22 protein-coding genes, 2 tRNA genes and 4 rRNA genes are annotated in these 24,593 nt (G+C 61.2%); 15 read left to right on the top strand and 13 right to left on the bottom strand.

Going from position 1 to position 24,593, the window contains the following annotated elements:
* Nucleotides 1-56 precede the first annotated feature (56 nt).
* The 7 genes from IV454_RS06140 to IV454_RS06110 all read left to right on the top strand — a co-directional run bounded on the left by IV454_RS06140 (nucleotide 57) and on the right by IV454_RS06110 (nucleotide 4,994).
* The gene (locus tag IV454_RS06140) at nucleotides 57-521 is read left to right on the top strand and encodes a GyrI-like domain-containing protein (protein WP_206090739.1); all 465 of its coding nucleotides are present in this window, start codon (nucleotides 57-59) and stop codon (nucleotides 519-521) included.
* 25 nt (nucleotides 522-546) lie between these two features.
* Entirely contained in the window at nucleotides 547-1,026 is a 480-nt protein-coding gene (locus IV454_RS06135) for a VOC family protein (RefSeq protein ID WP_054265123.1), read from the top strand.
* 13 nt (nucleotides 1,027-1,039) lie between these two features.
* Entirely contained in the window at nucleotides 1,040-1,453 is a 414-nt protein-coding gene (locus tag IV454_RS06130; protein ID WP_206090738.1) for a YciI family protein, read from the top strand.
* 83 nt (nucleotides 1,454-1,536) lie between these two features.
* Nucleotides 1,537-2,394, top strand: a complete 858-nt coding sequence (locus IV454_RS06125) for a YciI family protein (protein WP_206090737.1) — start codon at nucleotides 1,537-1,539, stop codon at nucleotides 2,392-2,394.
* Nucleotides 2,395-2,397: 3 nt separating this feature from the next.
* Complete coding sequence (locus tag IV454_RS06120; RefSeq protein WP_206090736.1) at nucleotides 2,398-3,708, top strand: RNA polymerase sigma factor; 1,311 nt, start codon at nucleotides 2,398-2,400, stop codon at nucleotides 3,706-3,708.
* Between the two features lie 229 nt (nucleotides 3,709-3,937).
* Entirely contained in the window at nucleotides 3,938-4,492 is a 555-nt protein-coding gene (locus IV454_RS06115; RefSeq protein WP_054265119.1) for a DUF1439 domain-containing protein, read from the top strand.
* Between the two features lie 295 nt (nucleotides 4,493-4,787).
* On the top strand, nucleotides 4,788-4,994 hold the full coding sequence (locus IV454_RS06110; protein ID WP_103170671.1) for a hypothetical protein: 207 nt from the start codon (nucleotides 4,788-4,790) through the stop codon (nucleotides 4,992-4,994).
* 33 nt (nucleotides 4,995-5,027) lie between these two features.
* Here IV454_RS06110 and IV454_RS06105 read toward each other — a convergent pair whose 3' ends face one another.
* Both IV454_RS06105 and IV454_RS06100 read right to left on the bottom strand, forming a co-directional pair.
* Nucleotides 5,028-5,678, bottom strand: a complete 651-nt coding sequence (locus IV454_RS06105) for an Hpt domain-containing protein (RefSeq protein WP_206090735.1) — start codon at nucleotides 5,676-5,678, stop codon at nucleotides 5,028-5,030.
* Nucleotides 5,679-5,734: 56 nt separating this feature from the next.
* Nucleotides 5,735-6,682, bottom strand: coding sequence for a CAP domain-containing protein (locus tag IV454_RS06100; RefSeq protein WP_206090734.1), 948 nt, complete (start codon nucleotides 6,680-6,682; stop codon nucleotides 5,735-5,737).
* A gap of 149 nt (nucleotides 6,683-6,831) precedes the next feature.
* Between IV454_RS06100 and pssA the strand changes: the two genes are divergently transcribed.
* The gene (pssA, locus tag IV454_RS06095) at nucleotides 6,832-7,611 is read left to right on the top strand and encodes a CDP-diacylglycerol--serine O-phosphatidyltransferase (protein WP_082692291.1); all 780 of its coding nucleotides are present in this window, start codon (nucleotides 6,832-6,834) and stop codon (nucleotides 7,609-7,611) included.
* 7 nt (nucleotides 7,612-7,618) lie between these two features.
* Here the strand turns inward: pssA and IV454_RS06090 are convergent, their stop codons facing one another.
* The 11 genes from IV454_RS06090 to IV454_RS06040 all read right to left on the bottom strand — a co-directional run bounded on the left by IV454_RS06090 (nucleotide 7,619) and on the right by IV454_RS06040 (nucleotide 17,796).
* Nucleotides 7,619-7,918, bottom strand: a complete 300-nt coding sequence (locus IV454_RS06090) for a metal-sensitive transcriptional regulator (protein WP_206090733.1) — start codon at nucleotides 7,916-7,918, stop codon at nucleotides 7,619-7,621.
* A 20-nt stretch (nucleotides 7,919-7,938) separates the two neighbouring features.
* Entirely contained in the window at nucleotides 7,939-8,865 is a 927-nt protein-coding gene (locus IV454_RS06085) for an aldo/keto reductase (protein ID WP_206090732.1), read from the bottom strand.
* A gap of 362 nt (nucleotides 8,866-9,227) precedes the next feature.
* The gene (locus tag IV454_RS06080; RefSeq protein ID WP_206090731.1) at nucleotides 9,228-10,373 is read right to left on the bottom strand and encodes a D-alanyl-D-alanine carboxypeptidase family protein; all 1,146 of its coding nucleotides are present in this window, start codon (nucleotides 10,371-10,373) and stop codon (nucleotides 9,228-9,230) included.
* Between the two features lie 44 nt (nucleotides 10,374-10,417).
* A complete protein-coding gene (locus IV454_RS06075) occupies nucleotides 10,418-11,068 on the bottom strand; it encodes an alpha/beta hydrolase (RefSeq protein ID WP_054265112.1) in 651 nt (216 codons plus the stop codon).
* 35 nt (nucleotides 11,069-11,103) lie between these two features.
* Entirely contained in the window at nucleotides 11,104-11,421 is a 318-nt protein-coding gene (locus tag IV454_RS06070) for a (2Fe-2S) ferredoxin domain-containing protein (RefSeq protein ID WP_054265111.1), read from the bottom strand.
* 17 nt (nucleotides 11,422-11,438) lie between these two features.
* Nucleotides 11,439-12,623: a VanZ family protein gene (locus IV454_RS06065; RefSeq protein WP_206090730.1), complete on the bottom strand. Its 1,185-nt coding sequence runs from the start codon at nucleotides 12,621-12,623 to the stop codon at nucleotides 11,439-11,441.
* Complete coding sequence (locus IV454_RS06060; protein WP_229522089.1) at nucleotides 12,620-13,264, bottom strand: ABC-type transport auxiliary lipoprotein family protein; 645 nt, start codon at nucleotides 13,262-13,264, stop codon at nucleotides 12,620-12,622. The genes IV454_RS06065 and IV454_RS06060 overlap by 4 nt, the downstream gene beginning before the upstream one ends.
* 8 nt (nucleotides 13,265-13,272) lie before the next feature.
* Nucleotides 13,273-14,232 (bottom strand): MlaD family protein, encoded by a 960-nt coding sequence (locus IV454_RS06055; protein ID WP_206090728.1) that lies wholly within the window; start codon nucleotides 14,230-14,232, stop codon nucleotides 13,273-13,275.
* Nucleotides 14,233-14,235: 3 nt separating this feature from the next.
* Entirely contained in the window at nucleotides 14,236-15,051 is an 816-nt protein-coding gene (locus IV454_RS06050) for an ABC transporter ATP-binding protein (protein ID WP_229522302.1), read from the bottom strand.
* A gap of 41 nt (nucleotides 15,052-15,092) precedes the next feature.
* Nucleotides 15,093-16,226, bottom strand: coding sequence for an MlaE family ABC transporter permease (locus tag IV454_RS06045; RefSeq protein ID WP_206090726.1), 1,134 nt, complete (start codon nucleotides 16,224-16,226; stop codon nucleotides 15,093-15,095).
* A gap of 82 nt (nucleotides 16,227-16,308) precedes the next feature.
* Entirely contained in the window at nucleotides 16,309-17,796 is a 1,488-nt protein-coding gene (locus IV454_RS06040) for a B12-binding domain-containing radical SAM protein (protein WP_206090725.1), read from the bottom strand.
* Between the two features lie 254 nt (nucleotides 17,797-18,050).
* Between IV454_RS06040 and IV454_RS32735 the strand changes: the two genes are divergently transcribed.
* The 7 genes from IV454_RS32735 to rrf (IV454_RS06005) all read left to right on the top strand — a co-directional run bounded on the left by IV454_RS32735 (nucleotide 18,051) and on the right by rrf (IV454_RS06005) (nucleotide 24,578).
* Entirely contained in the window at nucleotides 18,051-18,701 is a 651-nt protein-coding gene (locus IV454_RS32735; protein ID WP_282961407.1) for a DUF4124 domain-containing protein, read from the top strand.
* 405 nt (nucleotides 18,702-19,106) lie between these two features.
* A 16S ribosomal RNA gene (locus IV454_RS06030) occupies nucleotides 19,107-20,637 on the top strand.
* A gap of 90 nt (nucleotides 20,638-20,727) precedes the next feature.
* Nucleotides 20,728-20,804 (top strand) — tRNA-Ile (locus IV454_RS06025).
* A gap of 10 nt (nucleotides 20,805-20,814) precedes the next feature.
* Nucleotides 20,815-20,890, top strand: a tRNA-Ala gene (locus IV454_RS06020).
* Nucleotides 20,891-21,131: 241 nt separating this feature from the next.
* A 23S ribosomal RNA gene (locus IV454_RS06015) occupies nucleotides 21,132-24,006 on the top strand.
* A gap of 148 nt (nucleotides 24,007-24,154) precedes the next feature.
* Nucleotides 24,155-24,267: ribosomal RNA gene (gene rrf, locus IV454_RS06010) — 5S ribosomal RNA — on the top strand.
* Nucleotides 24,268-24,465: 198 nt separating this feature from the next.
* Nucleotides 24,466-24,578 (top strand): 5S ribosomal RNA (gene rrf / locus IV454_RS06005).
* Together the 16S, 23S and 5S rRNA genes with 2 tRNA genes alongside form the textbook arrangement of a ribosomal RNA operon.
* The last annotated feature ends 15 nt before the right edge of the window (nucleotides 24,579-24,593 follow it).

Genomic DNA, 24,593 nt, shown 5'->3' with positions numbered 1-24,593 from the left:
TTTCGCGCCGGCTGCAACGTCGTCGTAGCAGCAACCCACTCTTCAAGGAGAAACCCATGCTCGACACGCCGTTCATTACCCGCACCGACCCGGTGCAGGCGGCCGTCATCCGCTTCGACATTCCACGCGCCGAGATCGGCAAGGTGATGGGCCCCGGCATGGCCGAATTGATGGCCACCACGGCGGCCCAGGGCGTCGGCCCCGCCGGGCGCTGCTATTCGCACCACTTCCGCATGCAGCCCGACCGTTTTGACTTTGAAATCGGCGTCCCGGTATCCGCACCGGTCACGCCGGCCGGGCGGGTGCAGCCCGGGATGCTGCCGGCGACGCGGGTGGCGCGCGCCGTGCTGCATGGTCCCTACGACGCCTTGCCCGGCGCCTGGGGCCAGCTGATGGCCTGGATCGAGGCGCAGGGCCTCAGTAAAGCGCCTGGCCTGTGGGAAGTGTACGTCAGCGGTCCGGATCTCGATCCCGATCCCTCCACCTGGCGCACGGAACTTAATCAACCATTGACTGACTAACCTAGACACGCAAAGGAGAATCTCCATGAGCACGCAAGCCGTCCAACGCATTCCCGAGGACATGCATACCGTCACCCCGCACATCGTGTGCGCCGACGCGGTGTCCGCCATCGATTTTTACGTCAAGGCCTTCGGCGCCACCGATGCCGGCAAGATGCTGGCGCCCAATGGCAAGTTGATCCACGGAATGATCCGCATCGGCGATTCCGCCATCATGCTGGCCGAGGAAACGCCGGAATGGGGTGCCGTCGGCCCCCTGACCCTGAAAGGCTCGCCCGTCACCCTGCACCTGTACGTGCAGGATGCCGACGCAGCATTCCAGCGCGCCACCGATGCCGGCGCGACCGTCGTCATGCCCCTGGCCGACACATTCTGGGGCGACCGCTACGGCGTGCTCAAGGACCCGTACGGCCACAGCTGGTCGATCGCCCATCACGTGCGCGACATGAGTCCCGAAGAAATGCAGGCAGGCGCGGCCAAGGCTTGCGGCGAACCCGGCGCGTGACAGGAGACCCACCATGAGATTCATGATCATCGTCAAGGCCAGTCCCGAGTCCGAGGCTGGAAAAATGCCGAGCGAAAAGCTGCTGACCGAGATGGGCAAATACAATGAAGAACTGGTCAAGGCCGGGGTGATGCTCGCCGGCGAAGGCTTGCACCCGAGTGCGCGCGGCGCACGTGTCCAGTTTTCCGGCAACAAGCGCACCGTGGTCGACGGCCCGTTCGCGGAAACCAAGGAGCTCGTTGCGGGCTTCTGGCTGATTCAGGTAAAGTCGAAGGAAGAAGCGATCGAATGGGTCAAACGCTGTCCGAATCCGATGGAAAGCGATTCCGAGATCGAGATCCGGCAAGTGTTTGAGGCGGAAGATTTCGGGGCCGAATTCACGCCGGAGCTGCGCGAGCAAGAAGAACGCTTGCGCGCGCAACTCTAGACCCATGCCGTTCCCGCCCATCAGGCGCGGGGACGGCAGTTGAAGGCAATCTTCGTTCACTGCGCCCCACCCTGGAGAACACTATGCGCTACATGCTCTTGCGGCGATCCGACCCGGCTCACGAAGCCGGCCTGCCCCTGTCACCCGCCGGCCGCGCGGCCTTGGCCAGCTACACCGGCGCCATGGCCGACGCCGGCATCCTGCGCGCCTGCGAGCACTTGCTTCCCAGCGCCAGCGGGGTACGCCTGCGCATCGACAGCGGCGGTGTCACCCGGGCCGATGGTCCGTTTCCCGAGACGCGGTCACTGCTTGCCGGCTTCGCCGTGATCGATGTCGGATCGAAAGACGAGGCGCTGGAATGGGCTGCGCGCTGGCCGCCGGGCGAGGCCGGCGCCGCCGAGGTCGAGGTGCGCTTGAGCGGCTGCCCCGGTGGCTGCGCCAACGTCCAGGCCGCCGACCAGCCCGATGCATCCGGCCAGCGCTACGCCATCTTGCTGCGATCGAGCATTGAGCTGGAAAATGAAACCCCGGTCGCCCGCGCCCGGCTTGACGCCCTCGATGCCCACAATGCGGCCGAGGCGAGCGTCGGCGTGCTGCTGGGGGCTGACGGGCTGCGCGCGAGCGCATTGGGCGCGCGCGTCAACCTGGCGTCGGGCAAGCTGACCGTCGTCGACGGCCCTTTCACCGAAATCAAGGAAATGATCGCTGGCTATTGGCTGATCCGCGCGCCGTCGCTGCAGGATGCCATCGCCTGGGCCACGCGCAATCCGTATCCGGTCGGCCCGCCGGTCGAGGTGGAAATCCGCCAGCTGGCCGAGCTCACCGACGCCGCCGGCGCCTTTACCCCCGAGCTGCGCGCCGCCGAGCAACACATGCGCGCCAGCGGGCTCGATGCCGGCATGCGCGCGCAACTGGCGGGTGGCGCGCCGGTCCCGCGTTAGACGATGCCGCTAACGCAGGCACAGGCGACAAAGGAAGCGACTGGGGCTACCCAGGCGGCCGCGCGCGTCATCGAAGGCGTCTGGCGCATCGAGTCGGCCCGCATCATCGGGGCGCTGGCGCGCATGCTGCGCAATGTCGGCCTGGCCGAGGAGCTGGCGCAGGACGCCCTGGTCAGTGCGCTGGAACGCTGGCCCGAGGCCGGCATTCCCGACAATCCGGCTGCCTGGCTGATGACGGTGGCCAAGAACCGCGCGCTCGACCACCTGCGCCATGCGACCTTGCAGCGTAACAAGGAGCCCGAACTCACCTACGAGATCGAAACCTTGCTGCAGGACGCCGCGCCCGACCTCGACGCCACCGTCGAAGACGACATCGGCGACGACCTGCTGCGCCTGATGTTCATCGCCTGCCACCCGGTACTGTCGACCGAGGCACGCGTGGCGCTCACCCTGCGCCTGCTGGGCGGGCTGACGACCGATGAAATCGCCCATGCCTTCCTCGTTTCCGAAGCGACGGTGGCGCAGCGCATCGTGCGCGCCAAGCGCACCCTGGCCGAAGCGAAGGTGCCGTTCGAGGTCCCGCGCACCGACCAACTGGTGGCGCGCCTGGCGTCGGTGTTGCAAGTGATCTATCTGATCTACAACGAAGGCTATTCCGCCAGTGCCGGCGGCGACTGGATGCGTCCGAAGCTGTGCGACGAAGCCTTGCGGCTCGGCCGTATCCTGGCTGGCCTGTTGCCGCAGGAATCCGAAGTGCATGGTTTGGTGGCGCTGATGGAAATCCAGTCTTCGCGTGCGCGCGCCCGGCTGGGGCCGCAAGGCGAGCCGGTCTTGCTGCTTGAGCAGGACCGCAGCCGCTGGGACCAGTTGCTGATCCGGCGCGGCCTGGCGGCGCTGGAGCGGGCGGGGCAGCTGGGCGAGGGCTACGGGCCGTATGCGCTGCAGGCTGCCATCGCCGCCTGCCATGCGCGTGCGTTGACGGCGGAGCAGACCGACTGGCCGCGCATCGCCGCGCTGTACGATGCGCTGGCGCAGCTGATGCCCTCGCCCGTGGTGGAGCTGAACCGCGCGGTGGTGCTGGGGATGGCCTACGGACCGGCGGCCGGGCTGGAGCTGGTCGATGCGCTGGTCGCCAGCGCTGCGCTGCGCAACTATCATCTGCTGCCCAGCGTGCGCGGCGATTTGCTGGCGCGCCTGGGGCGCATGGACGAGGCATGTGCCGAGTTCAAGCAGGCGGCGGAGTTGACCAATAACCTGCGCGAACGCGCGCTGCTGCTGGCGCGCGCGCAAGGTTGCGCCGGGGATGGCGGATAGGCGGATGCACTGTAGGAACTGTGCAACGTCAGAAGCCGGTTCCAAATGGCGCTAACTTATGCTCCGTCTTTCCGGCGCGGGAAGTCATTTCTGCCAGTGGCAGGGATGACGGTCTACATGGCGGTGGCAAAAATCGGTGCAGTCAACGGTCTTCGGTCCAAATGCCGGGGCAAAGTCCGGCCCATCAGGCTCGCAACCGCGCCCATCGAACTATGCTAGCCTTCGTCTCATGAAAAAGCTCCTCCGCACATGCACCTTGCTGGCGCTGGCCGGCAGCCTGCTCGCTTCCTGCGCCAGCGTGATCGGCCCGCGCCAGATCGAACTCCCCTTAACCAAGCTGCAGGCAGGCATGGACCGACGCTTCCCCATCAGTAACCGGGTAGTGGAAATCTTCGATATCGAACTCAAGCACCCGCAACTGTCGCTCGCCCCCGCCAGCGGCCGGGTCGGCGTATCCCTGGAGGCGGCGCTGGGCTCGCCCTTCACGCGCCAGTCCTGGCGCGGCAGCCTGGCCATGTCCGGCCGCCCGTATATCGATCCGGCCCGCAACGCCGTGCTGATGGCCGAGCCGCGCGTGGACCGCTTCGCCATCGATGGCATCGACGATGCACAGCAGCGCAACCTGGCCACGGCGGCAAACGTACTGATGAAAAAGGTCGTTGCCGATGTGGCGGTGTATAACTTCCGGCCGGAAGATTTGCGCTATGCCGGCGTGCAATTCGTGCCGACCCGCATACAGACGACCGCCTCTTCCCTGATCGTCACGGTCGAGCCGGCGAAGTAAGATCGCCGCTATTTTCGCGGCCTTTCCAGCCATCCCCCCGGCCGACGCGCATTTCTAATCCTGCTATGATTTAACGCAGCGAATCTACCCACTGTCGGGTATCTTCGTGGTTGTTGCGTCGCAACGAACGCATGTTTTCCCTTGATTGCGGCTGCTGCATATTGCGTGCAAACTTGGGATTGATCGTGACCGTTTCATCGAATGCGGCAGGACTTGCGAATTCTCATGTCCAAAGTATTCCGCTAAAGTAATCTTGCTCTGAGAATTCGCTGTGCTGCCATTTTGGGGGTGACTCGTGGGAACGATAGAGGAAAGTTTGCCGGAAAAGGAAGCGGGGCTCGACGCCGCGTCCGATGCAGCGCCGGCGCCCGTGCGGCCGCGCCAGGCGTTGCCGCCCAAGGGCTCGTGCTGGTACTGTGAAAAGCCGCTCGACAGCGTCAAGCGCTTCTGCGGCAAGGCGTGCGCCGATTCCTTCGACGAAGAAGCCGAATACACCCGCTGATTCGGCCGCGCCGCGCCGCGCGTTCGCCGTCCGTCAGAGCGCGGTTTGCCTGAGCGCGCTCAGCGCACCCTCGAAATCGAAGTCATTCACCGCCTTTGTTACCCGTGCCAGCCTGGCGTCGCCCAGGATCACGCGCAGGCTCGCGCCCGACTCGTCGAGCAGGTCGACCGCCGCGCCATCAGCATCGATCAGCAATTCCACCAGCCGCGCCAGCAGTACCGGGTCTTGCATCAGGGGACGCTGCGGCATGTCCAGCGCGAAGCCGTCGGGCGCGCTGCCGGTCACCACCTGATCGAGCAGGTGCAAGACCTTGTCGAAGGCGCCCATGAGCGCGTTCAGTGCCGCCTGCTGCGCCGGCGGATTGGTGCGGATCGCCAGTTCCAGGACGCTGGCATCTTGGTGCAGGCGGTGCGCGCCGATCATGCCGGCTGCACCTTTCAGGGTATGCGCCAGGCGCTGCGCCAGAACGGCATCGCCGGCCGCCAGCGCTTGGCCGATCGGCACCGCCCCGTGCGCGTAATCGCTGCGAAAGCGCTTGAGCATGCGCGCGTATAACTCGCGGTTGCCCATGATGCGGTCGATGCCGTCGGCCATATCGATCACCGCGCGCGTGGCGGAGTCGGCGCGCAGTGCGACGCGGGCGGGCAGCTTCTCTCTCGATGACATGAAGTGGCGATTGTTCATTATCTAATGCACCACACGATAGCAGAATTTTTCAGGCGAACCGAAGCAAGGCCGCGCTATTTGCTCGTAAAAGACCAGGTTTTCGTGATGGGCAGGCTATCGATGGTGCCGGAAAAACTGACCTCGTACACCGTCCTGGGGGCCAGCACGGTGAGCGGAATGATCGCGGCGGCCGATTTGGGCGTGTGGCTGTCCACGCCGAGCTTGAGCAGCTTGACGTTGAGCAGCGCGCCGCCGCGCGGGCGCACGGTGAAGCTGTCGACCTTCAAGGTGGCATCGAGGTCGGCGTGCACGCTGATCGGGTAGCCGACTTCATTGAGATTCTCGACCGGGTCCGGTTCTTCGTAGTTGCTGAAAAAATTCGGCGTGACCCCGGCCTGGCCATCGGCCGGCCAGGTAGCGATATTGCCGCGTCCCATGCCGGGGCCGAAGCCATTGTTGGCCGCGAAATTGCTGGTGAAATAGGTGTAGCCGCTGGCGTTGGCGGCCGAGCCGGTGCCGATTTCCTTGAATTTGGGCTCGAACATCACGAAGCGGTGGTAGATGGCCGTGATCAATTCTTCCGCCATGTAAAAGCCGGACGCGTTCGATGTGGCCGAGATCACTTCGCCATAGGCGGTGTCGCTCGGCACGAACGCATAGCCGGCAGCGGTCAGGCGGTCGATCAATTGCGCGCCGGTAAAGCCCGGGGCGCCCACGGTCTGCTCGTGCGTCACCTTGTTGTTGCTCTTCTGATAGTCGGAGTGACCCTGGGCGGCGCGCTCGATCTGCGCGTTGCGGGCCAAGATGGGCATGCCGATCTGCGCGCGCCGGAAGTTAATCCAGTTCAAGCCATCGATCGCGGTCACGTTGGTGGCGATGGGGGCGCCCGCTACCTGGGCCAGCGCGGCCGAGGCGCTGGTCTGGGCCGCGGAGGGATTGTCGGCGCCGCCGCCGCAGGCGGACAGGGCCAGCGCGCATGACAGACCGGCGGCCAAGCTGCTCCAGCGATGCAATCTGTTCATCCTGCTCCCTCCGACCGGAAAAAACTCCTGAGTATCGATTCTAGGGGAATTCAGAAATCGGTGAAATTTGTTTGCCGCCGTTTGATCTGGCGCATACAGGTCGACGCTGTAAAATACCAACACTATCCTCGATGCGATTGCGAAACCACTTGAAACCCACACGCCAGCAGCGCCTCGCGCGCGCCAAGTTTGCCCTGCCGAGCTTTGTCACGCTGCTATCGATTGCCTGCGGCTTTGGCAGCATCGTCATGTCGGTCGACAATGCCCACGTCGGCCTGGCCGCGGACTACCGCATGTCCGCCATCCTGCTGGTGCTGGCCGGCGTGTTCGACGCGCTCGACGGCTTTGTCGCGCGCGCCACCAATACCTCATCCGAATTCGGCATGCAGCTCGACTCGATCGCCGACGTCATGAATTTCGGCTGCGCCCCGGCCATGCTGCTCTATTGCTACGGTTTCGTGCAACTGGGCGCCGACCATCCGACCCTGCTGCGCGCCGGCGGCCTGGCTTGTTTCGTGTTCGTCGCCTGCGGCGCGCTGCGGCTGGCGCGCTTTAACGTCAATGTCGGGCGTACCGATCCGCGCTACTTCGTCGGCATGCCGATCACGGCCGGCGCGGCCTGCGTGGCCGCGGTCGTGGTGGCCTGGCCGGCGCCGCTGACCACCACCATGCAAGCCTATCTGGTGATGCTGCTGATGGTGGGCGTGGGCACCCTGATGGTGTCGACGGTGCGTTTCCCCAGCTCCAAGCAGCCGAAAAGCATGCTGCTGTTCGTCGTCATCGGCGTCGGCGTGGCCTTGCTGGCCTGGCTGCAGACGCGCTTCTTCGTGCTGTTTTTCGTGCTGTACATCAGCGCTACCCTGCTGCTCAACATCGCGTGGCAGCTCGGCTGGCGCGGCGTGCCGGCCCCGGCCGTGTACGAAGACTAGGAAGGTTTCACGCGAACTTGTCGAGCATGGCCGCCAGCTTGCCGGCGCTGGCCTGGGCTTCGGACAGGTCGCGCGCGTTGGCGCTCTGGGTTTGCATGGTGCTGGTGAGCAGTTGCACGAACGAGCGGTCCAGCGCCTTGCGCGCCGCCGCCATCTGCTGGGCCACGGCGTCGCAGTCGGACGGCGTGGCGGCTTGCGCGATCAGCTTCTGCACCCCGCGCAACTGGCCCTCGATGCGCGCCAGGCGGTGCAGCAAATCCTTCTTTTGCAAGGGGGTCAGGGCCGTGCTCTCGACGATGTCCGCCATTCCCGCTGCTCCCGGCACCGTTATGCGACTTCGTGACCGCGCGCGGCGCGCAGGATGCTGAACCAGTCTTCGCGGCTGAGGGTGAAACGGGTGGCGGCCACGGCCACGGCGATTGCCTCGATGCGCCCGGTGCCGGTCAGCGGCACTGGGCGGCATGGCAATTGCATGATCCACGCAAACACCACGCTCGCGAACGGCTGGTTCAGCGCATCGGCGATGCCCTTGATGACCAGGCGCAGGTGATCGGCATGGTCGTCGTTGCTCGCGAACAGGCGCCCGCCGGCCAGCGGCGACCAGATCATCGGCGCCACGCCCAGGTCTTGCAGGCCGTCGAAGGTTTCATCGAACATCGGCGGGGTGTGCAGGGGCGAAAACTCGACCTGGTTGGTGGCCAGTTCGATGCGGCGGTTGAGCGACTCGAATTGGTGGCGCGAAAAATTCGAGACGCCAAAATGCAGGACCTTGCCGGCCTGGCGCAGGGCCGCGAAGGCGGTGGCGATCTCATCGAATTCCATGAGCGGATCCGGGCGGTGGATCAGCAGCAGGTCGAGATGGTCGGTATGCAGTTGGCGCAGCGATTGCTCGACCGAGGCGACGATATGGGCGGCGCTGGTGTCGTAATGCTGGATCGCATGCTGCGGGCGTTGCGGGGACAGCAGCTTGATCCCGCACTTGCTGATCAGTTCGATACGGTCGCGCAGCGAAGGCTGCAGGCGCAGAGCCTCGCCGAACAAGCCTTCGACGCCATAGTCGCCGTAGATATCGGCATGGTCGAAGCTGGTGACGCCGAGCGCGATGCACTGTTCGATGAAGGCGACGCGCTGTTCGGCCGACATGCCCCACTCCCCCATGCGCCACATCCCGGCGATGATGCGCGACAGGTCGGGGCCATGCGGCCGCGTGCGCACGCGCGGGCAAAACAGATCGGCGGGAAGGGCTGCGTTCATGGTTTTCTTTCCTAAAATAAACAACCGGGGTCTGACCTCTGATTAGCAATAAAAAGCCGCCCGGCAACACCCCCAAGCGGGGGCAGTGCTTTTAACTAGCAAGCAAAAATGTTCCCGGCACCGAATTTTCTGATTTTTCTGCCGGTTTCGCAGACCCTGAACGCCGGATCTGGAGATTGGCGCGGCATTCGTCCGATTTCACCTCACGGCAGTCGGTTCAGCAACGCATTGCGAGCCAAAGCGCTGCCCTCGGTTGCGGGTGTTTAGGGCCGTTAGGAAAGTAATTTCTAATCAGAGGTCAGACCCCGGTTTCGGCAAGTAATTGCTAATCAGAGGTCAGACCCCGGTGTCAGGGCGTCGGCTTACTTGAGCCAGAGGCGCATCGAGTCCCAGGCGCGGCCGAAGATCGATGCTTGCGGCACTTCTTCGAGCGCGACCACCGGCAGTTCCAGCAGCTGTTTGCCATCGACCATCATCTTCAGGGTGCCGACCTTGCTGTTGAGCGGCAGCGGGGCGACCAGCGGGTCGTTGCGCTCCAGCACAGGCTTCATCTTGGCCGCGACCCCTTTCGGTACCGTCACCAGCACGTCGTTGTTGAAGCCGATCTTGACCGTATTCGCCGAACCCTTCCACACTTCCGGCGTCTGGATCGCCTGGCCCTTGGTGTACAGCTTGATCGTGTCGAAATTCTGGAAGCCCCAGTTCAGCAGCTTCTGGCTTTCCTGGGTGCGCGCTTGGTCGGAACTTGTGCCGAGCACGACCGAAATCAGGCGGCGCTGGCTGTTGCCGTTGGGACGGCGCGCCGAGGCGATCATGCAAAATCCGGCCGCTTCGGTGTGCCCGGTTTTCATGCCGTCCACCGTCGGGTCCAGCCACAGCAGGCGGTTGCGGTTCGGCTGGGTGATCTTGTTGTAGGTGAAGCTTTTGACCGAGTCGATCTTGTAGAACTCGGGATAGTCGGCGATCACGCGCGCGGCCAGGACCGACAGGTCGTGCGCCGTCGAGAAGTTGTCGGGGTGCGGCAGGCCGTGCGGGTTGGCGAAGCGCGTGTTTTTCAAGCCCATGCGCTGGGCTTCGCGGTTCATCAGGAATACGAAGGCGCTTTCGTCGCCGGCCACCGCTTCGGCCAGCGCGACGGCGGCGTCGTTACCGGACTGCACCATCAGGCCGTGCAGCAGGTCGTCCACCGAGACCGGTACCGCCGGGTCGATGAACATCTTGGAACTGCTCGAATCGACTTTCCAGGCTTTGACCGAGACATTGATCATCTGGTTCAGGGTCAGCTTCTTTTCCTTGAGTGCGGCAAAGGTCAGGTAGGCCGTCATGATCTTGGTCAGCGAGGCCGGTTCGATGCGGGCGTCGGGGTCGTGCGAGGCGATGATCTGGCCGCTGGTGGCGTCCAGCAGCATCCAGGAGCGGGCGGCGACTGTCGGCGGCGGCACGGTTTGCGCAACGGCGGACGAGAGCGCCAAAACACTGGCAGCCAGTGCGGCAATAAGTTTTCTCATGGGAATGGATACTCAAAAAAGTGGTGCAAAAAAAGGGCGCCCAATTATAGTGGCGATAGTGGAATTGCGCCCTCACGCCGCCACAGTTGGACCACCAGGGTCTTGATGTGGGCCAGCTTGCGGTGGAAGAAATGATCGGCGCCGGGAATGACGATGACCGGGATGTCTTGCGGCCGCGCCCAGTCCAGCACCTGGGTCAGGGTAATGGTGTCGTCGACTTCGCCATGGATCAGGATGGTGTCGGCCGGCACCTCGGGCATCGGCCATTTGCCGGCGGCGGTGCCGACCAGCACCAGGCGCTCGGCCGGCCGCCCCGCGGCGATGAGGCGTTGTTGCAGCTGGGCTTGCACAAAGGTGCCGAACGAGAAGCCCGCCAGCGCCACCGGCAAGCCCGGATACTGCGCTTGCATGTGCGCGAGCATGAGGGCCATGTCGTCGGTCTCGCCAGCGCCGCCGTCGTGCACGCCGGCCGAGGCGCCCACGCCGCGAAAGTTGAAACGCGCTACCACGTAGCCGAGCGCGACGAATGTGCGCGCCAGGGTTTGCGCCACCTTGTTGTCCATGGTGCCGCCGTACAGCGGGTGCGGATGGGCGACCAAGGCGATGCCGCGCGGCGCGCCCGGGGGCAGGTCGAGCAGGCATTCCATCGGTCCGGCGCCGCCCGCCAGGGTGAATTTTTCAGCGTTTTTATTCAACAGATTATGCGTGGCAGTGTTCATGTAAAAACTAATCAGATTTTGAGGCGGTCGACGACCTTGCCGCCAACCAAATGGGAGTCGATGATTTCATCGATGTCGCTGGTGTCGACATAGGTGTACCAGGTGCCTTGCGGATAGACCACCAGCACCGGGCCTTCGTCGCAGCGGTCGAGACAGCCGGCCTGGTTGATGCGCACCTTGCCGTGCCCGTTCAAGCCCAGTTCCTTCATGCGGCGCTTGGCGTGTTTTTGCGCAATTTCAGCGCCGAGCTTGCCGCAGCACTGGCGTCCATCCTCGCGCACATTCATGCAGATAAAGACGTGCTGTTCGAAGTAGGGTGTATCGCTCATGGGGGTGTCCGTTTCTGTTATGGCTGGCGCAATGATACCCCCTCTTCGCGCCGATTGAGTTTATGCGAGGGCAGCAGCAGGAACCAGATCGCAAAAAACGGCCATAGCAAGGATAGGAATTGCGCTGCGCCATTAAAGTTCAGGAACTTGCCTTGTACCCAGCCTTGCAGGGTGGAACTGAAATAGGGATTGACGGGGATCGTATTCACCACCAGCAGGCTGAGCACGAGGGTGACCACCGCCAGCCGCCGCTGCGCGACTTCGGGTGCGAAGGCCAGGCCGGACAGCATGATCAGGCCAATCAGGAAGCCGCCCTGGGCGCCCGGGGTGATCCAGGCCAGTGCATTGTCGGGCTTGAACAGCAGGGAACTGGCCAGGGTCTTGGTCAGCAGCGCCGCGCCCAGCATGGCGCCGATCAGCAGCAGGCGCGGGGCGCCGCGCCGTAGCAGGCACAGCATGGTCAGGACGGCGCCGGTCATGCCGCAGGCGGTGATGATGGTTTCCGACAGCCAGTACTGTTCCACGCTCATGGCGGCGCCGGGACGCAGCATGGCGACCAGGTCGATGTCGGTATCGAGCCAGGCCGACAGCCATTCGGAAAAAATCGGCAGCAGCTGGCCGTGGCCGAACATATAGCCGAGCGGGTAGATCTGGGCCAGCGGCCACAGGGCCAGCAGCACCAGGCCCTGGCTGGCATGGGCTGCGAACCAGCGCTGGCGCAGCTTGTACAGGCGGCTCTGGTCCAGGAACGAGCGCGCGCCGAGGGCGCCGATGATGGCCCCGAGCAGCGCGCCGGCCGCATTGGTGATGAAGTCCAGGCTCGATGGCACGCGGCTGGGCAGGTAGGTCTGCACCGCTTCCATCGCGCCCGATACCAGGATGCCGAGGAGGGCGGCGGCCAGGACGGCCCACACGCCGCGCACGCGCGGGTACATGGCCAGCACCAGCAGGGTGCCGAGCGGGATGTAGCCGATGATGTTGACCATCACGTCGAAGCCGGTCCAGTACTGGGGCATGGACAGGGTCAGGAAAATCAGGGGCGACAGCCCGCTGCCGTGCCAGCCGGAAAACGGAAACCAGCTGGCGTACACGATCAGCAGCAGATAGGCCAGCAGCGACGCGCGCGCCACCGGCGAGCCGCGCGCGGCGGCCGTTACCGGTGGGGGAACAGGCCCCGGCCCTGGCGCGTCGGGCGCGTTCATTCTTTTTTGAGCGGCAGCGTGGCAAGCCAGGCGATGACGTCGGCGGCGACCGTGTCGGTGGCGCCGGCCAGCGCGCGTGCGCCACCGGCGGCATCCATGCTGGTGGCGGGGTTCTTGCGGTCGAAGGTTTTCTGGTCGATCAGTGTATGCCCCTGGAACAGCGATGCGCGCAGCACCAGCTGGCCGTGGCTCTGCGTCTGGCTGTCGAAGTTGTGGGTGAAGTCGTCGATTTCCAGGCGCAGGATCGGCACGCCGTCGGAAGCGTCGCTCACGCTGAGCACCTTGGCGCCCGACTGGGCGATGCGCGACTTGAGGCGCTGGGTGACCATCTGCAGCGGCGTGGCGCTCCAGCGGCTGTTGGCGTAGGCGCGCGCCTGCAGCGGGTCGCTGTAGTTCAGGCGGTAGTACATACGTTCGCTGTCGAGCGCCGCCGAGCCGGTGACGTCGCCCACCACGACGGCGGCGACCGGCGCGCGCGCGGACGGCGCGCCGCTGGCGGCGGGGCCGAAGTCGAAGGTGGTGTTCAGGGCCTGCTTGTCGCTGGCGCAGCCGGCCAGCAGGAGGGCGGCGCCGGTGGTCGCGGCCAGCAGCAGGCGGCGCACGGTGGTCACGCTGGTGCGCGGAGTCGGGGTGTGGTTCACGGTGGTCCTCATTTGGTCGGTGCGGTAAATCCCGGTTCTCCCGGCCCCGGGGTGGGCGGCGCGGCGCCGAACAGCAGGCTTTGCGGACGGTCGTTGAGCGAATTCATGGTGCGCCGCACGGCCCGCAGCGAGGTGCGCGCTTCGTCGGTCATGGCCACGAAGTGCGGCAGGGTTTGCATTTCGAGGTCGGTGGTGACCGCTTCGAGCGAGCCGCCGACCCGGTCCACGGTGCTGTTCAGGCGCGCAATCGCGCCGTTCGGCGCTTGCAGGTCGTCGGCCAGCTTGGTGTAGCTTCGGGTCATGGTGCTGGCGTTGTTACTGAAGGTGTCGAATGCGGCGAAGCTTTGTTCCGCCTTGGCGGTCAGTTGCGGCAGGCGCGCCAGGGTCGGTTCGAGCCTGGCCGGGATCTCGCCGTAGGCAATCGCCGCCTTGCTGACGTTGGCGAAGGCGTCGAGGATGATCTTCTGGTTTTCCGGCGCGGCCAGCGCGTCCAGGCGCGCGCTCAGTTCCTCGGCTTTGTCGAGGATCACCAGGCCGCGCTTTTCCAGCTGGTCGAGCAGGCCGGGACGCAGCGGGATGCGCGCCATGGCATTGGCATTACTGGCCAGCAGGGGCGAGCCGGTTTTTTCATCATCGAGCTGGATGAAGGCGATCCCGGTCACCCCCTGGTAGCCGAGGGTGGCGAAGGTGGTGCGGGTGATCGGCGCTTCCGCGTCGACCGACAGGCGGATCAGGATCTGGCCGGGGATCTTGGTGTCGAAGCTGATGTCGTCGACCTTGCCCACTTCGAGCCCGCGGTAGCGCACCGCGGCCTGGGGATTCAGGCCCGGGATCGACTGGATCGTGGCGATCTGGTAGGGCACGCGCTCGACCCGGTCGCGGTTGAACCAGATGCCCGCCAGGACCGTGGCCACCAGCAGCGCAATGGTAAAGAAGCCTGTCATCAGGGCGTGTGATCGGTTTTCCATAGGCTAGTGCTCCGGTGCGTGCTCGGCGTCGTATTCGTCGAGCACTTCGAGGGCGCGCTGGCCGCGCGCACCCAGGAAGAATTGTTTGATGAAGGGATGGTCCACTTTCAGGACGTCGCGCGTCGGTCCGATCGCGATCACGTGTTTTTCGGCCAGCACCGCGATCCGGGTCGACAGCGCGAACAGGGTGTCCAGGTCGTGCGTGACCATGACCACGGTCAGGCCCAGTTCGCGGTGCAGCGATCGGATCAGCGCGACAAACGCGTCCGACAGGTCGGGGTCCAGGCCCGCGGTGGGTTCGTCGAGGAACAGCAGTTGCGGTTCGAGCGCCAGGGCGCGCGCCAGGGAGGCGCGCTTGATCATGCCGCCGGACAGGTCGGACGGCATCTTCTTGGCGTGCTCGATGCCCAGGCCGACCATGTTCATCTTCAGCAGCACGGCGTCGTGGATCACGTCTTCGGGCAGGGCGCGCAGTTCGCGCAGCGGCTGGGCGATGTTCTCGAACACGGTGAGCGCCGAATACAGGGCGCCCTGCTGGAACAGCATGCCCCAGTGGTTGCGCATGCGCTGCAGCTGGTCGGCGTCGGCCTCGCTGATGTCCTCGCCGAACACGCGCACGCCGCCGCGCGAGGGCGTTTCCAGGCCCAGCATCTGGCGCAGCAGCACCGTCTTGCCGGTGCCCGAGCCGCCCACGATCGACAGGATCTCGCCGGCGTAAATCTCCAGGTTCAGGTCCTGGTGCACCACGGTGCGGCCGAATTTGGTCCACAGCTTGGTGATCTGCACCACCGGCGGACCGACATCTTCGTCGGGCCGCATGTTCAGGTGCTGGCGTGCGTCTTGCGCTTTTTGTTCATCCATCAGAAACCGACTCCGCTGAAAATAATCGCAAACACCGCGTCGGCCAGGATCACCACGGTAATGGCGGTGACCACCGAGGTGGTGGTGCCGCGCCCGAGGCTTTCGGTGTTCGGCTTGATGCGCAGGCCGAAGTGGCAGGATACCAGCGCGATCAGCATGCCGAAGGTGGTCCCCTTGAGCAGGCCGATAATGTAGTTCGCCAGCGGCACCGCGTCGGGCAGCTTTTGCAGGAAGTAGCGCGCGGACAGGTGCAGTTCGACCTTGGCCGAGGCCATGCCGCCGATCAGGGCCATGGCGTCGGTCCATACCACCAGCAGCGGCATCGAGATCGCCAGCGCGACCACCTTGGGCATGATCAGGCGGTAGCCGTGCGAGATGCCCATGACCAGCATGGCGTCGAGTTCCTCGGTCACCCGCATCACGCCGAGCTGCGCGGTGATCGAGGAACCGGAGCGGCCGGCCACCAGAATGGCGGCCAGCAGCGGACCGAGTTCGCGGATGATGCTCATGCCAAGGATATTGACCAGGTACATATCGCCGCCGAACATGCGCAGGTTCTGGGCCGACAGGTAGGACAGCACGACCCCGATCAGAAAGCCGACCAGCGCGGTGATGCCGAGCGCCTGGAAGCCCGAGTGGAAGATATTGGCCGACACTTCGCGCCACGGCCCCGTCATCGGATGGCGGATGAAGCGGCCGATATCCTGCACCACCTGGCCGATCAGGCGGATGAAGCCTTGCGTGTGCTCGAAGAAGTGGAGCATGCCGCTGCCCAAGGTCATGACCCAGTTGAAGCGGCTGGGGCGCGTGCGCGGCATCTGCAGCTTGCCCGCTTCCTCGATGCGCTTGAACAGTTCTTCCTGTTTTTCGGCCAGCTGGAGCTGGGCGGGGCGCTTCTTGCCCCAGGCATTCCAGAACATCTGGGCGCCGATGTGGTCGAGGCGCACGATCTGGCTCAGGTCCCAGACCAGCGCTGGCTTGTCCTTGAGCGAGGTGAGGGTGGCGCTGATGGTCTTGATCGCGCCGCACTGGGCCAGCGCGTGGACCTGCCAGATCCCGTTGGCGACGACCGATTGGGACGAGCCTGCATCAGGCGATTCGAGGGTTAAAGTTGGCGCATTTTCAATCTGCATTGCGCCAGTGTAAAAGAGAATCGCCGTGACCGCTACAGGAGTTCGTGCGCGGGGCGGCGCGGGCGAGCTGTGGTCGCCCTGCTTATGCCGCCAGATGGCGTGCCTGGCGCTGCGGCACGCTGGCCACCGGTTTGGCTTTTTCGGCCGGGGCGTCGACCCGGCCCGCATAGTCGCTGCCCACCAATGCCGCGGCGTCAGTACGGCTCATGCCGCACGTTTCCAGCCATTGCGCGACCAGCTTGGCCAGGCGGTCGAGCGCGATGCGGTGGGTGGCGTCGGTTCTGGCGTAGATCCAGTCGGAGAAGGCCATGAAGTTGGCGAAGGGTGACTCGCCCAGCACATGGGCCAGGGTGTGCGCGAAGCGTCCGGAGTTGGCCACCAGGTCCCAGTAGCGCGCAAAGCGCACCAGGCGCTGCATGGTCGGGAAGTCGATCAGTTTGGTGGCCAGGATGGTGTAGGGCGGGTAGGGATCGAATACCAGGCCGTGTTCTTCGGTGTGGCGGATGATCGGCGTGCCGCGCAGGCGCTTGAGGATGCCGAACTGGATTTCATGCGGCTTGAGGGCGACCAGCTGGTCGAAGCCGCGCGCGAAGCTGTCCATGTCTTCGCCGGGCAGGCCGGCGATCAGGTCGACGTGCAGGTGGGCGTGCGACTGTTCGCACAGCCAGCGAATGTTGTCGGCGGCCTTGGCGTTGTCCTGGCGCCGGCTGACCAGCGCCTGCACCGCGGGGTTGAAGCTCTGGATGCCGATCTCGAACTGCAGGGCGCCGGGTGGGAACTTGCGGATGCCATCCTTGAGCGCATCGGGCAGGTGGTCGGGCACCAGCTCGAAGTGGGCGTACACCGGGTCGTCCGGGTCCGCTTCGAGTTTGTCGAGGAAGAACTGCATGATCTTCAGGCTGGTCTTGATATTCAGGTTGAAGGTGCGGTCGACGAACTTGAACAGGCGCGCGCCGCGCGCATGCAAGGTTTCGAGCTCGCCCAGGAAGGTGTCGAGGCCGAAGGGCCAGGCGGTCTTGTCGAGCGCGGACAGGCAGAACTCGCACTTGAACGGGCAGCCGCGCGAGGCTTCCACATATAAGGTGCGGTTGGCGATGTCGTTGTCCGTATATAAGGAGTAGGGCATGGCGATGTCGGCCATCGGCGGCTGCACGCCGGCGTGGATCTTCATCAGCGGCTTGGGCCCGTGCAGGATCTCGCCGCACAACTTGGGGAAGGTGACGTCGCCCCAACCGGTGACCAGGTAGTCCGCCATCTGCACGATGGCTTGCTCGCCCGGCTCGTGCGACACTTCCGGCCCGCCCAGCACGATCACCACCTGGGGCGCGATCCGCTTGAGCATGGCGACGACCTTGGTGGTTTCCTCGACGTTCCATATATAGATGCCGAAACCGATGATGCGCGGCGACTGCGCCAGCAGGCGTTCGACGATCTCGGTGGTTTTCGCGCCGATCACGAATTCGTGCAGGCTGGTCTGCTCCTGCAGGGGCCCCATGTTTGCCAGCAGATAGCGCAGCCCCAGCGATGCGTGGGCGTAGCGGGCGTTCAGGGTCGAGAGCAGGATGGTCATGGCAGGCAGCATTGGCGAAAGCTGACATTCTACCCGTGTGCAGGGATGGTGATCGGCCCGTGCCAAGGTGATGTTGCTACCGCAAAACAATTTCAGGCATAAATCTTGCATCGGTACCGGGGTGAAGAGCCGAGCTGTTGTGTTCTAGCTCAGAAGCGTGCGTATAAGAAATGTGTTTACGCATCTGCCCTCAATGCTACGTTAGTATATGAATCGATCGCCATCGTGTGGAGCACCGCGCCACTTTTTGTCACATGAATAAATTACAGCCCATTTTTGTCATCGCCGCCGCCCTTATTTGCTGCGCCGCGTCCGCGCAGCAAATGTACAAGTCCGTCGGTCCGGATGGGAAGGTCACGTTTTCCGACCGCCCGCAAAACGGCGACAAGCTCAAGGTCAGCGTGATGAAGGGTTCCGTGTTGCGCGCGGTGGAAGGTCCGCCGCCGGCCCAGCCCAAGATCGCGCCGCCCCCCAAGGGCAGCGGCGCCGACCCTTCCGGCGGCGGCATCTCGGCTGCCGGCGTGCCGTCGCCCGAGCTCCAGCATGCGGTGCTGGTCGTGGCGCTGATGTCCGAAGTGGCCGCCAAGTTCGAGCCGGTGTGTGCCAACGTGGCGCCCCAGAGCAAAAAATTCGTGACTGCCGCCAACGGCTGGAAGCAGCGCAACAGCACCTTTATCGAGAAACAACGGCGAGCGATGGCGGACATGTCGCCGGCCAAGCGCACGGCATTGCAGGGCGAGGTGGCGGCAAAGATTCATGAGGCCATGGCCGAGGTGCTGGCGCAGAGCGCGTCGGGCCAGGCGCACTGGTGTGACAAGGCGACTGTCGATATGTCGGGTGGAAGCAACGATGTGGCCAATAACGCGGACGTGGCCCTGCCGCTGATTACCTACAAACCCAAGTAATTTGCACCGGGTGACTTGTGGAAACGCGGCCCTTTTGCTATAGTTCGCCTCCCCGCTGAAACGCTAGCGAAATCAAGTAGTTGCAGGACAGATCAGGGGCGTTTCGAAAGAAGCGGAGTAACAAAAAGAGGTTGACGAGAAAGGCGAAACGCTGCATAATCTCACCTCTCTGCTGCAACGAACACAACGCTTCGTAGCAAACGGCAGAAGTAGTGCAGAATAAGTTCTTTAACAATTAACAGTCGATAAGTGTGGGCGTTTGATGAAGGTGCCAACGAAGCGTAAGCGACGTTGAATACTTAAATTATCAAATGTTCACAAAGAAGAAATATAGGCGCTTCGCAAGAAGTGGCCTGTCAGTATTTTGAGTGAGCGATCTGTCCGCAAGGACATTAAACAGAGATTGAACTGAAGAGTTTGATCCTGGCTCAGATTGAACGCTGGCGGCATGCCTTACACATGCAAGTCGAACGGCAGCGCGGGGCAACCTGGCGGCGAGTGGCGAACGGGTGAGTAATATATCGGAACGTACCCTGGAGTGGGGGATAACGTAGCGAAAGTTACGCTAATACCGCATACGATCTAAGGATGAAAGTGGGGGATTCGCAAGAACCTCATGCTCCTGGAGCGGCCGATATCTGATTAGCTAGTTGGTGGGGTAAAGGCCTACCAAGGCATCGATCAGTAGCTGGTCTGAGAGGACGACCAGCCACACTGGAACTGAGACACGGTCCAGACTCCTACGGGAGGCAGCAGTGGGGAATTTTGGACAATGGGCGAAAGCCTGATCCAGCAATGCCGCGTGAGTGAAGAAGGCCTTCGGGTTGTAAAGCTCTTTTGTCAGGGAAGAAACGGTGAGAGCTAATATCTCTTGCTAATGACGGTACCTGAAGAATAAGCACCGGCTAACTACGTGCCAGCAGCCGCGGTAATACGTAGGGTGCAAGCGTTAATCGGAATTACTGGGCGTAAAGCGTGCGCAGGCGGTTTTGTAAGTCTGTCGTGAAATCCCCGGGCTCAACCTGGGAATTGCGATGGAGACTGCAAGGCTAGAATCTGGCAGAGGGGGGTAGAATTCCACGTGTAGCAGTGAAATGCGTAGAGATGTGGAGGAACACCGATGGCGAAGGCAGCCCCCTGGGTCAAGATTGACGCTCATGCACGAAAGCGTGGGGAGCAAACAGGATTAGATACCCTGGTAGTCCACGCCCTAAACGATGTCTACTAGTTGTCGGGTTTTAATTAACTTGGTAACGCAGCTAACGCGTGAAGTAGACCGCCTGGGGAGTACGGTCGCAAGATTAAAACTCAAAGGAATTGACGGGGACCCGCACAAGCGGTGGATGATGTGGATTAATTCGATGCAACGCGAAAAACCTTACCTACCCTTGACATGTACGGAAGCCACGAGAGATCGAGGTGTGCTCGAAAGAGAACCGTAACACAGGTGCTGCATGGCTGTCGTCAGCTCGTGTCGTGAGATGTTGGGTTAAGTCCCGCAACGAGCGCAACCCTTGTCATTAGTTGCTACGAAAGAGCACTCTAATGAGACTGCCGGTGACAAACCGGAGGAAGGTGGGGATGACGTCAAGTCCTCATGGCCCTTATGGGTAGGGCTTCACACGTCATACAATGGTACATACAGAGGGCCGCCAACCCGCGAGGGGGAGCTAATCCCAGAAAGTGTATCGTAGTCCGGATTGTAGTCTGCAACTCGACTACATGAAGTTGGAATCGCTAGTAATCGCGGATCAGCATGTCGCGGTGAATACGTTCCCGGGTCTTGTACACACCGCCCGTCACACCATGGGAGCGGGTTTTACCAGAAGTAGGTAGCTTAACCGCAAGGGGGGCGCTTACCACGGTAGGATTCGTGACTGGGGTGAAGTCGTAACAAGGTAGCCGTATCGGAAGGTGCGGCTGGATCACCTCCTTTCTAGAGTTGCACCGGCTATAGAGCCAATTCATTAAGCGTCCACTCTTATCGACTGTTGAATTTAGAAGAAACAGTAGCAGTGTCCAAGTCGGGGCTGTAGCTCAGCTGGTTAGAGCACCGTGTTGATAACGCGGGGGTCGTTGGTTCGAGTCCAACCAGCCCTACCACGTATTCCTTGGGGGATTAGCTCAGCTGGGAGAGCACCTGCTTTGCAAGCAGGGGGTCGTCGGTTCGATCCCGTCATCCTCCACCACTCTACTAGTCTTGAAAGTGCAAACGTAAGCAACACCATAAGGTGAGATGTTTAGGTTTGGTCTTTTAGAGATTAAAGCTGTTTCGTTCTTTAACAATCTGGAAGAAGTAAAGTTTTAATCGAATCGCCGACAGGCGGTTCGATGGGTAGTGATTGTATGTATCAAAACAAAGCAACAACGCTGTACTTTCTTATCTCTGTAACGCTCTTTGATCGTCAAGATCAGAGGCTAACGTTATAGGGACAAGCGAATAAGTGCACATGGTGGATGCCTTGGCGATTACAGGCGATGAAGGACGTAGTAGCTTGCGATAAGCTGCGGGGAGCTAGCAAACAAGCTTTGATCCGCAGATTTCCGAATGGGGAAACCCGGCCTTTTAGGTCATTGCATACTGAATACATAGGTATGCAAAGCGAACGCGGCGAACTGAAACATCTAAGTAGCTGCAGGAAAATAAATCAACCGAGATTCCCAAAGTAGTGGCGAGCGAAATGGGATGAGCCTGCACGTTTTAGCATGACGGATAGTAGAAACCACTGGAAATTGGTGCCATAGAGGGTGATAGCCCCTTATACGAAATTCGATGTGTGGAACTAAGCGTGCGACAAGTAGGGCGGGACACGAGAAATCCTGTCTGAATATGGGGGGACCATCCTCCAAGGCTAAATACTCGTAATCGACCGATAGTGAACCAGTACCGTGAGGGAAAGGCGAAAAGAACCCCGGAAGGGGAGTGAAATAGATCCTGAAACCGTGTGCATACAAACAGTAGGAGCGGACTTGTTCCGTGACTGCGTACCTTTTGTATAATGGGTCAGCGACTTACATTCAGTGGCAAGGTTAACCGTATAGGGAAGCCGTAGAGAAATCGAGTCCGAATAGGGCGACAGTCGCTGGGTGTAGACCCGAAACCAAGTGATCTACTCATGGCCAGGATGAAGGTGCGGTAACACGCCCTGGAGGTCCGAACCCACTAATGTTGAAAAATTAGGGGATGAGCTGTGGGTAGGGGTGAAAGGCTAAACAAACTTGGAAATAGCTGGTTCTCTCCGAAAACTATTTAGGTAGTGCCTCAAGTATCACCATCGGGGGTAGAGCACTGTTATGGCTAGGGGTTCATTGCGAATTACCAAACCATTGCAAACTCCGAATACCGATGAGTGCGAGCTTGGGAGACAGACGTCGGGTGCTAACGTCCGGCGTCAAGAGGGAAACAACCCAGACCGCCAGCTAAGGTCCCAAAGATTGGCTAAGTGGAAAACGAAGTGGGAAGGCTAAAACAGTCAGGATGTTGGCTTAGAAGCAGCCATCATTTAAAGAAAGCGTAATAGCTCACTGATCGAGTCGTCCTGCGCGGAAGATGTAACGGGGCTAAGCCAGTCACCGAAGCTGCGGATATATGCTTGCATATATGGTAGGAGAGCGTTCTGTAAGCCTGCGAAGGTGTCTTGTAAAGGATGCTGGAGGTATCAGAAGTGCGAATGCTGACATGAGTAGCGATAATGGGAGTGAAAAGCTCCCACGCCGTAAGCCCAAGGTTTCCTGTTCAACGTTCATCGGAGCAGGGTGAGTCGGCCCCTAAGGCGAGGCAGAGATGCGTAGCTGATGGGAAGCAGGTTAATATTCCTGCACCGTCGTATGATGCGATGGGGGGACGGATCGCGGAAGGTTGTCCAACGGTTGGAAGTGTTGGTTTTTGACTCATAGAAGGTGCTTAGGCAAATCCGGGCACGTAATTCAAGGGGTCGAGACGAGGAACTTAGGTTCTGAAGCAATCGGAAGTGGTTCCAAGAAAAGCCTCTAAGCTTCAGTCATACGAGACCGTACCGCAAACCGACACAGGTGGGCGAGATGAGTATTCTAAGGCGCTTGAGAGAACTCGGGAGAAGGAACTCGGCAAATTGGTACCGTAACTTCGGGAAAAGGTACGCCCCGGTAGCTTGACTGGTTTACTCCAGAAGGGTGAAAGGGTTGCAATAAACTGGTGGCTGCGACTGTTTAATAAAAACACAGCACTCTGCAAACACGAAAGTGGACGTATAGGGTGTGACGCCTGCCCGGTGCTGGAAGATTAAATGATGGGGTGCAAGCTCTTGATTGAAGTCCCAGTAAACGGCGGCCGTAACTATAACGGTCCTAAGGTAGCGAAATTCCTTGTCGGGTAAGTTCCGACCTGCACGAATGGCGTAACGATGGCCACACTGTCTCCTCCCGAGACTCAGCGAAGTTGAAATGTTTGTGATGATGCAATCTACCCGCGGCTAGACGGAAAGACCCCATGAACCTTTACTGTAGCTTTGCATTGGACTTTGAACCAATCTGTGTAGGATAGGTGGGAGGCTTTGAAGCGGGGACGCCAGTCTTCGTGGAGCCATCCTTGAAATACCACCCTGGTTTGTTTGAGGTTCTAACCTTGGTCCGTTATCCGGATCGGGGACAGTGCATGGTAGGCAGTTTGACTGGGGCGGTCTCCTCCTAAAGTGTAACGGAGGAGTTCGAAGGTACGCTAGATACGGTCGGACATCGTGTTGATAGTGCAATGGCATAAGCGTGCTTAACTGCGAGACTGACAAGTCGAGCAGGTACGAAAGTAGGACATAGTGATCCGGTGGTTCTGTATGGAAGGGCCATCGCTCAACGGATAAAAGGTACTCTGGGGATAACAGGCTGATTCCTCCCAAGAGTTCATATCGACGGGGGAGTTTGGCACCTCGATGTCGGCTCATCACATCCTGGGGCTGTAGCCGGTCCCAAGGGTATGGCTGTTCGCCATTTAAAGTGGTACGTGAGCTGGGTTTAAAACGTCGTGAGACAGTTTGGTCCCTATCTGCCGTGGGCGTTGGAAATTTGAAGGGGGCTGCTCCTAGTACGAGAGGACCGGAGTGGACAGACCTCTGGTGTACCGGTTGTCACGCCAGTGGCATTGCCGGGTAGCTAAGTCTGGAAGAGATAACCGCTGAAAGCATCTAAGCGGGAAACTTGCCTTGAGATGAGATTTCCCAGAGCCTTGAGCTCTTTAAAGGGTCGTTCGAGACCAGGACGTTGATAGGTCAGGTGTGGAAGTGCAGTAATGCATTAAGCTAACTGATACTAATTGCCCGTACGGCTTGTCCCTATAACCTTAGCAGGTACAGAGATAAGAAATGCGCGTTGTGTTTTGTGCGATATGCACAGTCACTACCCAAGTAATACAATAAAACGATACTTCTTCCAGATTCAAGCTAGTGCTGCCCGATCGGGAGCACCAAGCTGTACAAGTTATGCCTGATGACCATAGTAAATCGGTACCACCCCTTCCCATCCCGAACAGGACCGTGAAACGATTTTACGCCGATGATAGTGCTGCAACCAGTGTGAAAGTAGGTTATCGTCAGGCTAGTTATAAGAGAAAGACCCCGGTAAGCCTAAGCGCGCTCAAGATCGCGCTTAGTGCAAACCGGGTTTTTTTTCGTCCGCAGATTTGTCGCATTCAAATCGAAGATTGCTATCAATTAATAAAAATACGCAGTATAATATGCCCTCAGGATTCGAGGTACTGCTGCCCAGTCGGGAGCAGCTACTTGTACAAGTTATGCCTGATGACCATAGTAAATCGGTACCACCCCTTCCCATCCCGAACAGGACCGTGAAACGATTTTACGCCGATGATAGTGCTGCAACCAGTGTGAAAGTAGGTCATCGTCAGGCTAGTTATATGAGAAA

The organism is Massilia antarctica (genome assembly GCF_015689335.1).
GTDB lineage: Bacteria > Pseudomonadota > Gammaproteobacteria > Burkholderiales > Burkholderiaceae_D > Telluria_A > Telluria_A antarctica.
The sequence above is the reverse complement of the archived record's forward strand: the minus strand, read 5'-3'. Positions and strand labels throughout refer to the sequence as shown.

Coding starts and splice junctions, on each gene's coding strand:
- IV454_RS06070 (WP_054265111.1), bottom strand. CDS start 11,421: ATGAGCGATACACCCTACTTCGAACAGCACGTCTTTATCTGCATGAAT.
- IV454_RS06140 (WP_206090739.1), top strand. CDS start 57: ATGCTCGACACGCCGTTCATTACCCGCACCGACCCGGTGCAGGCGGCC.
- IV454_RS32735 (WP_282961407.1), top strand. CDS start 18,051: ATGAATAAATTACAGCCCATTTTTGTCATCGCCGCCGCCCTTATTTGC.
- IV454_RS06055 (WP_206090728.1), bottom strand. CDS start 14,232: ATGGAAAACCGATCACACGCCCTGATGACAGGCTTCTTTACCATTGCG.
- IV454_RS06105 (WP_206090735.1), bottom strand. CDS start 5,678: ATGAACAATCGCCACTTCATGTCATCGAGAGAGAAGCTGCCCGCCCGC.
- IV454_RS06080 (WP_206090731.1), bottom strand. CDS start 10,373: ATGAGAAAACTTATTGCCGCACTGGCTGCCAGTGTTTTGGCGCTCTCG.
- IV454_RS06090 (WP_206090733.1), bottom strand. CDS start 7,918: ATGGCGGACATCGTCGAGAGCACGGCCCTGACCCCCTTGCAAAAGAAG.
- IV454_RS06135 (WP_054265123.1), top strand. CDS start 547: ATGAGCACGCAAGCCGTCCAACGCATTCCCGAGGACATGCATACCGTC.
- IV454_RS06100 (WP_206090734.1), bottom strand. CDS start 6,682: ATGAACAGATTGCATCGCTGGAGCAGCTTGGCCGCCGGTCTGTCATGC.
- IV454_RS06040 (WP_206090725.1), bottom strand. CDS start 17,796: ATGACCATCCTGCTCTCGACCCTGAACGCCCGCTACGCCCACGCATCG.
- IV454_RS06130 (WP_206090738.1), top strand. CDS start 1,040: ATGAGATTCATGATCATCGTCAAGGCCAGTCCCGAGTCCGAGGCTGGA.
- IV454_RS06120 (WP_206090736.1), top strand. CDS start 2,398: ATGCCGCTAACGCAGGCACAGGCGACAAAGGAAGCGACTGGGGCTACC.
- IV454_RS06125 (WP_206090737.1), top strand. CDS start 1,537: ATGCGCTACATGCTCTTGCGGCGATCCGACCCGGCTCACGAAGCCGGC.
- IV454_RS06045 (WP_206090726.1), bottom strand. CDS start 16,226: ATGCAGATTGAAAATGCGCCAACTTTAACCCTCGAATCGCCTGATGCA.
- IV454_RS06115 (WP_054265119.1), top strand. CDS start 3,938: ATGAAAAAGCTCCTCCGCACATGCACCTTGCTGGCGCTGGCCGGCAGC.
- IV454_RS06050 (WP_229522302.1), bottom strand. CDS start 15,051: ATGCGGCCCGACGAAGATGTCGGTCCGCCGGTGGTGCAGATCACCAAG.
- IV454_RS06085 (WP_206090732.1), bottom strand. CDS start 8,865: ATGAACGCAGCCCTTCCCGCCGATCTGTTTTGCCCGCGCGTGCGCACG.
- IV454_RS06065 (WP_206090730.1), bottom strand. CDS start 12,623: ATGAACGCGCCCGACGCGCCAGGGCCGGGGCCTGTTCCCCCACCGGTA.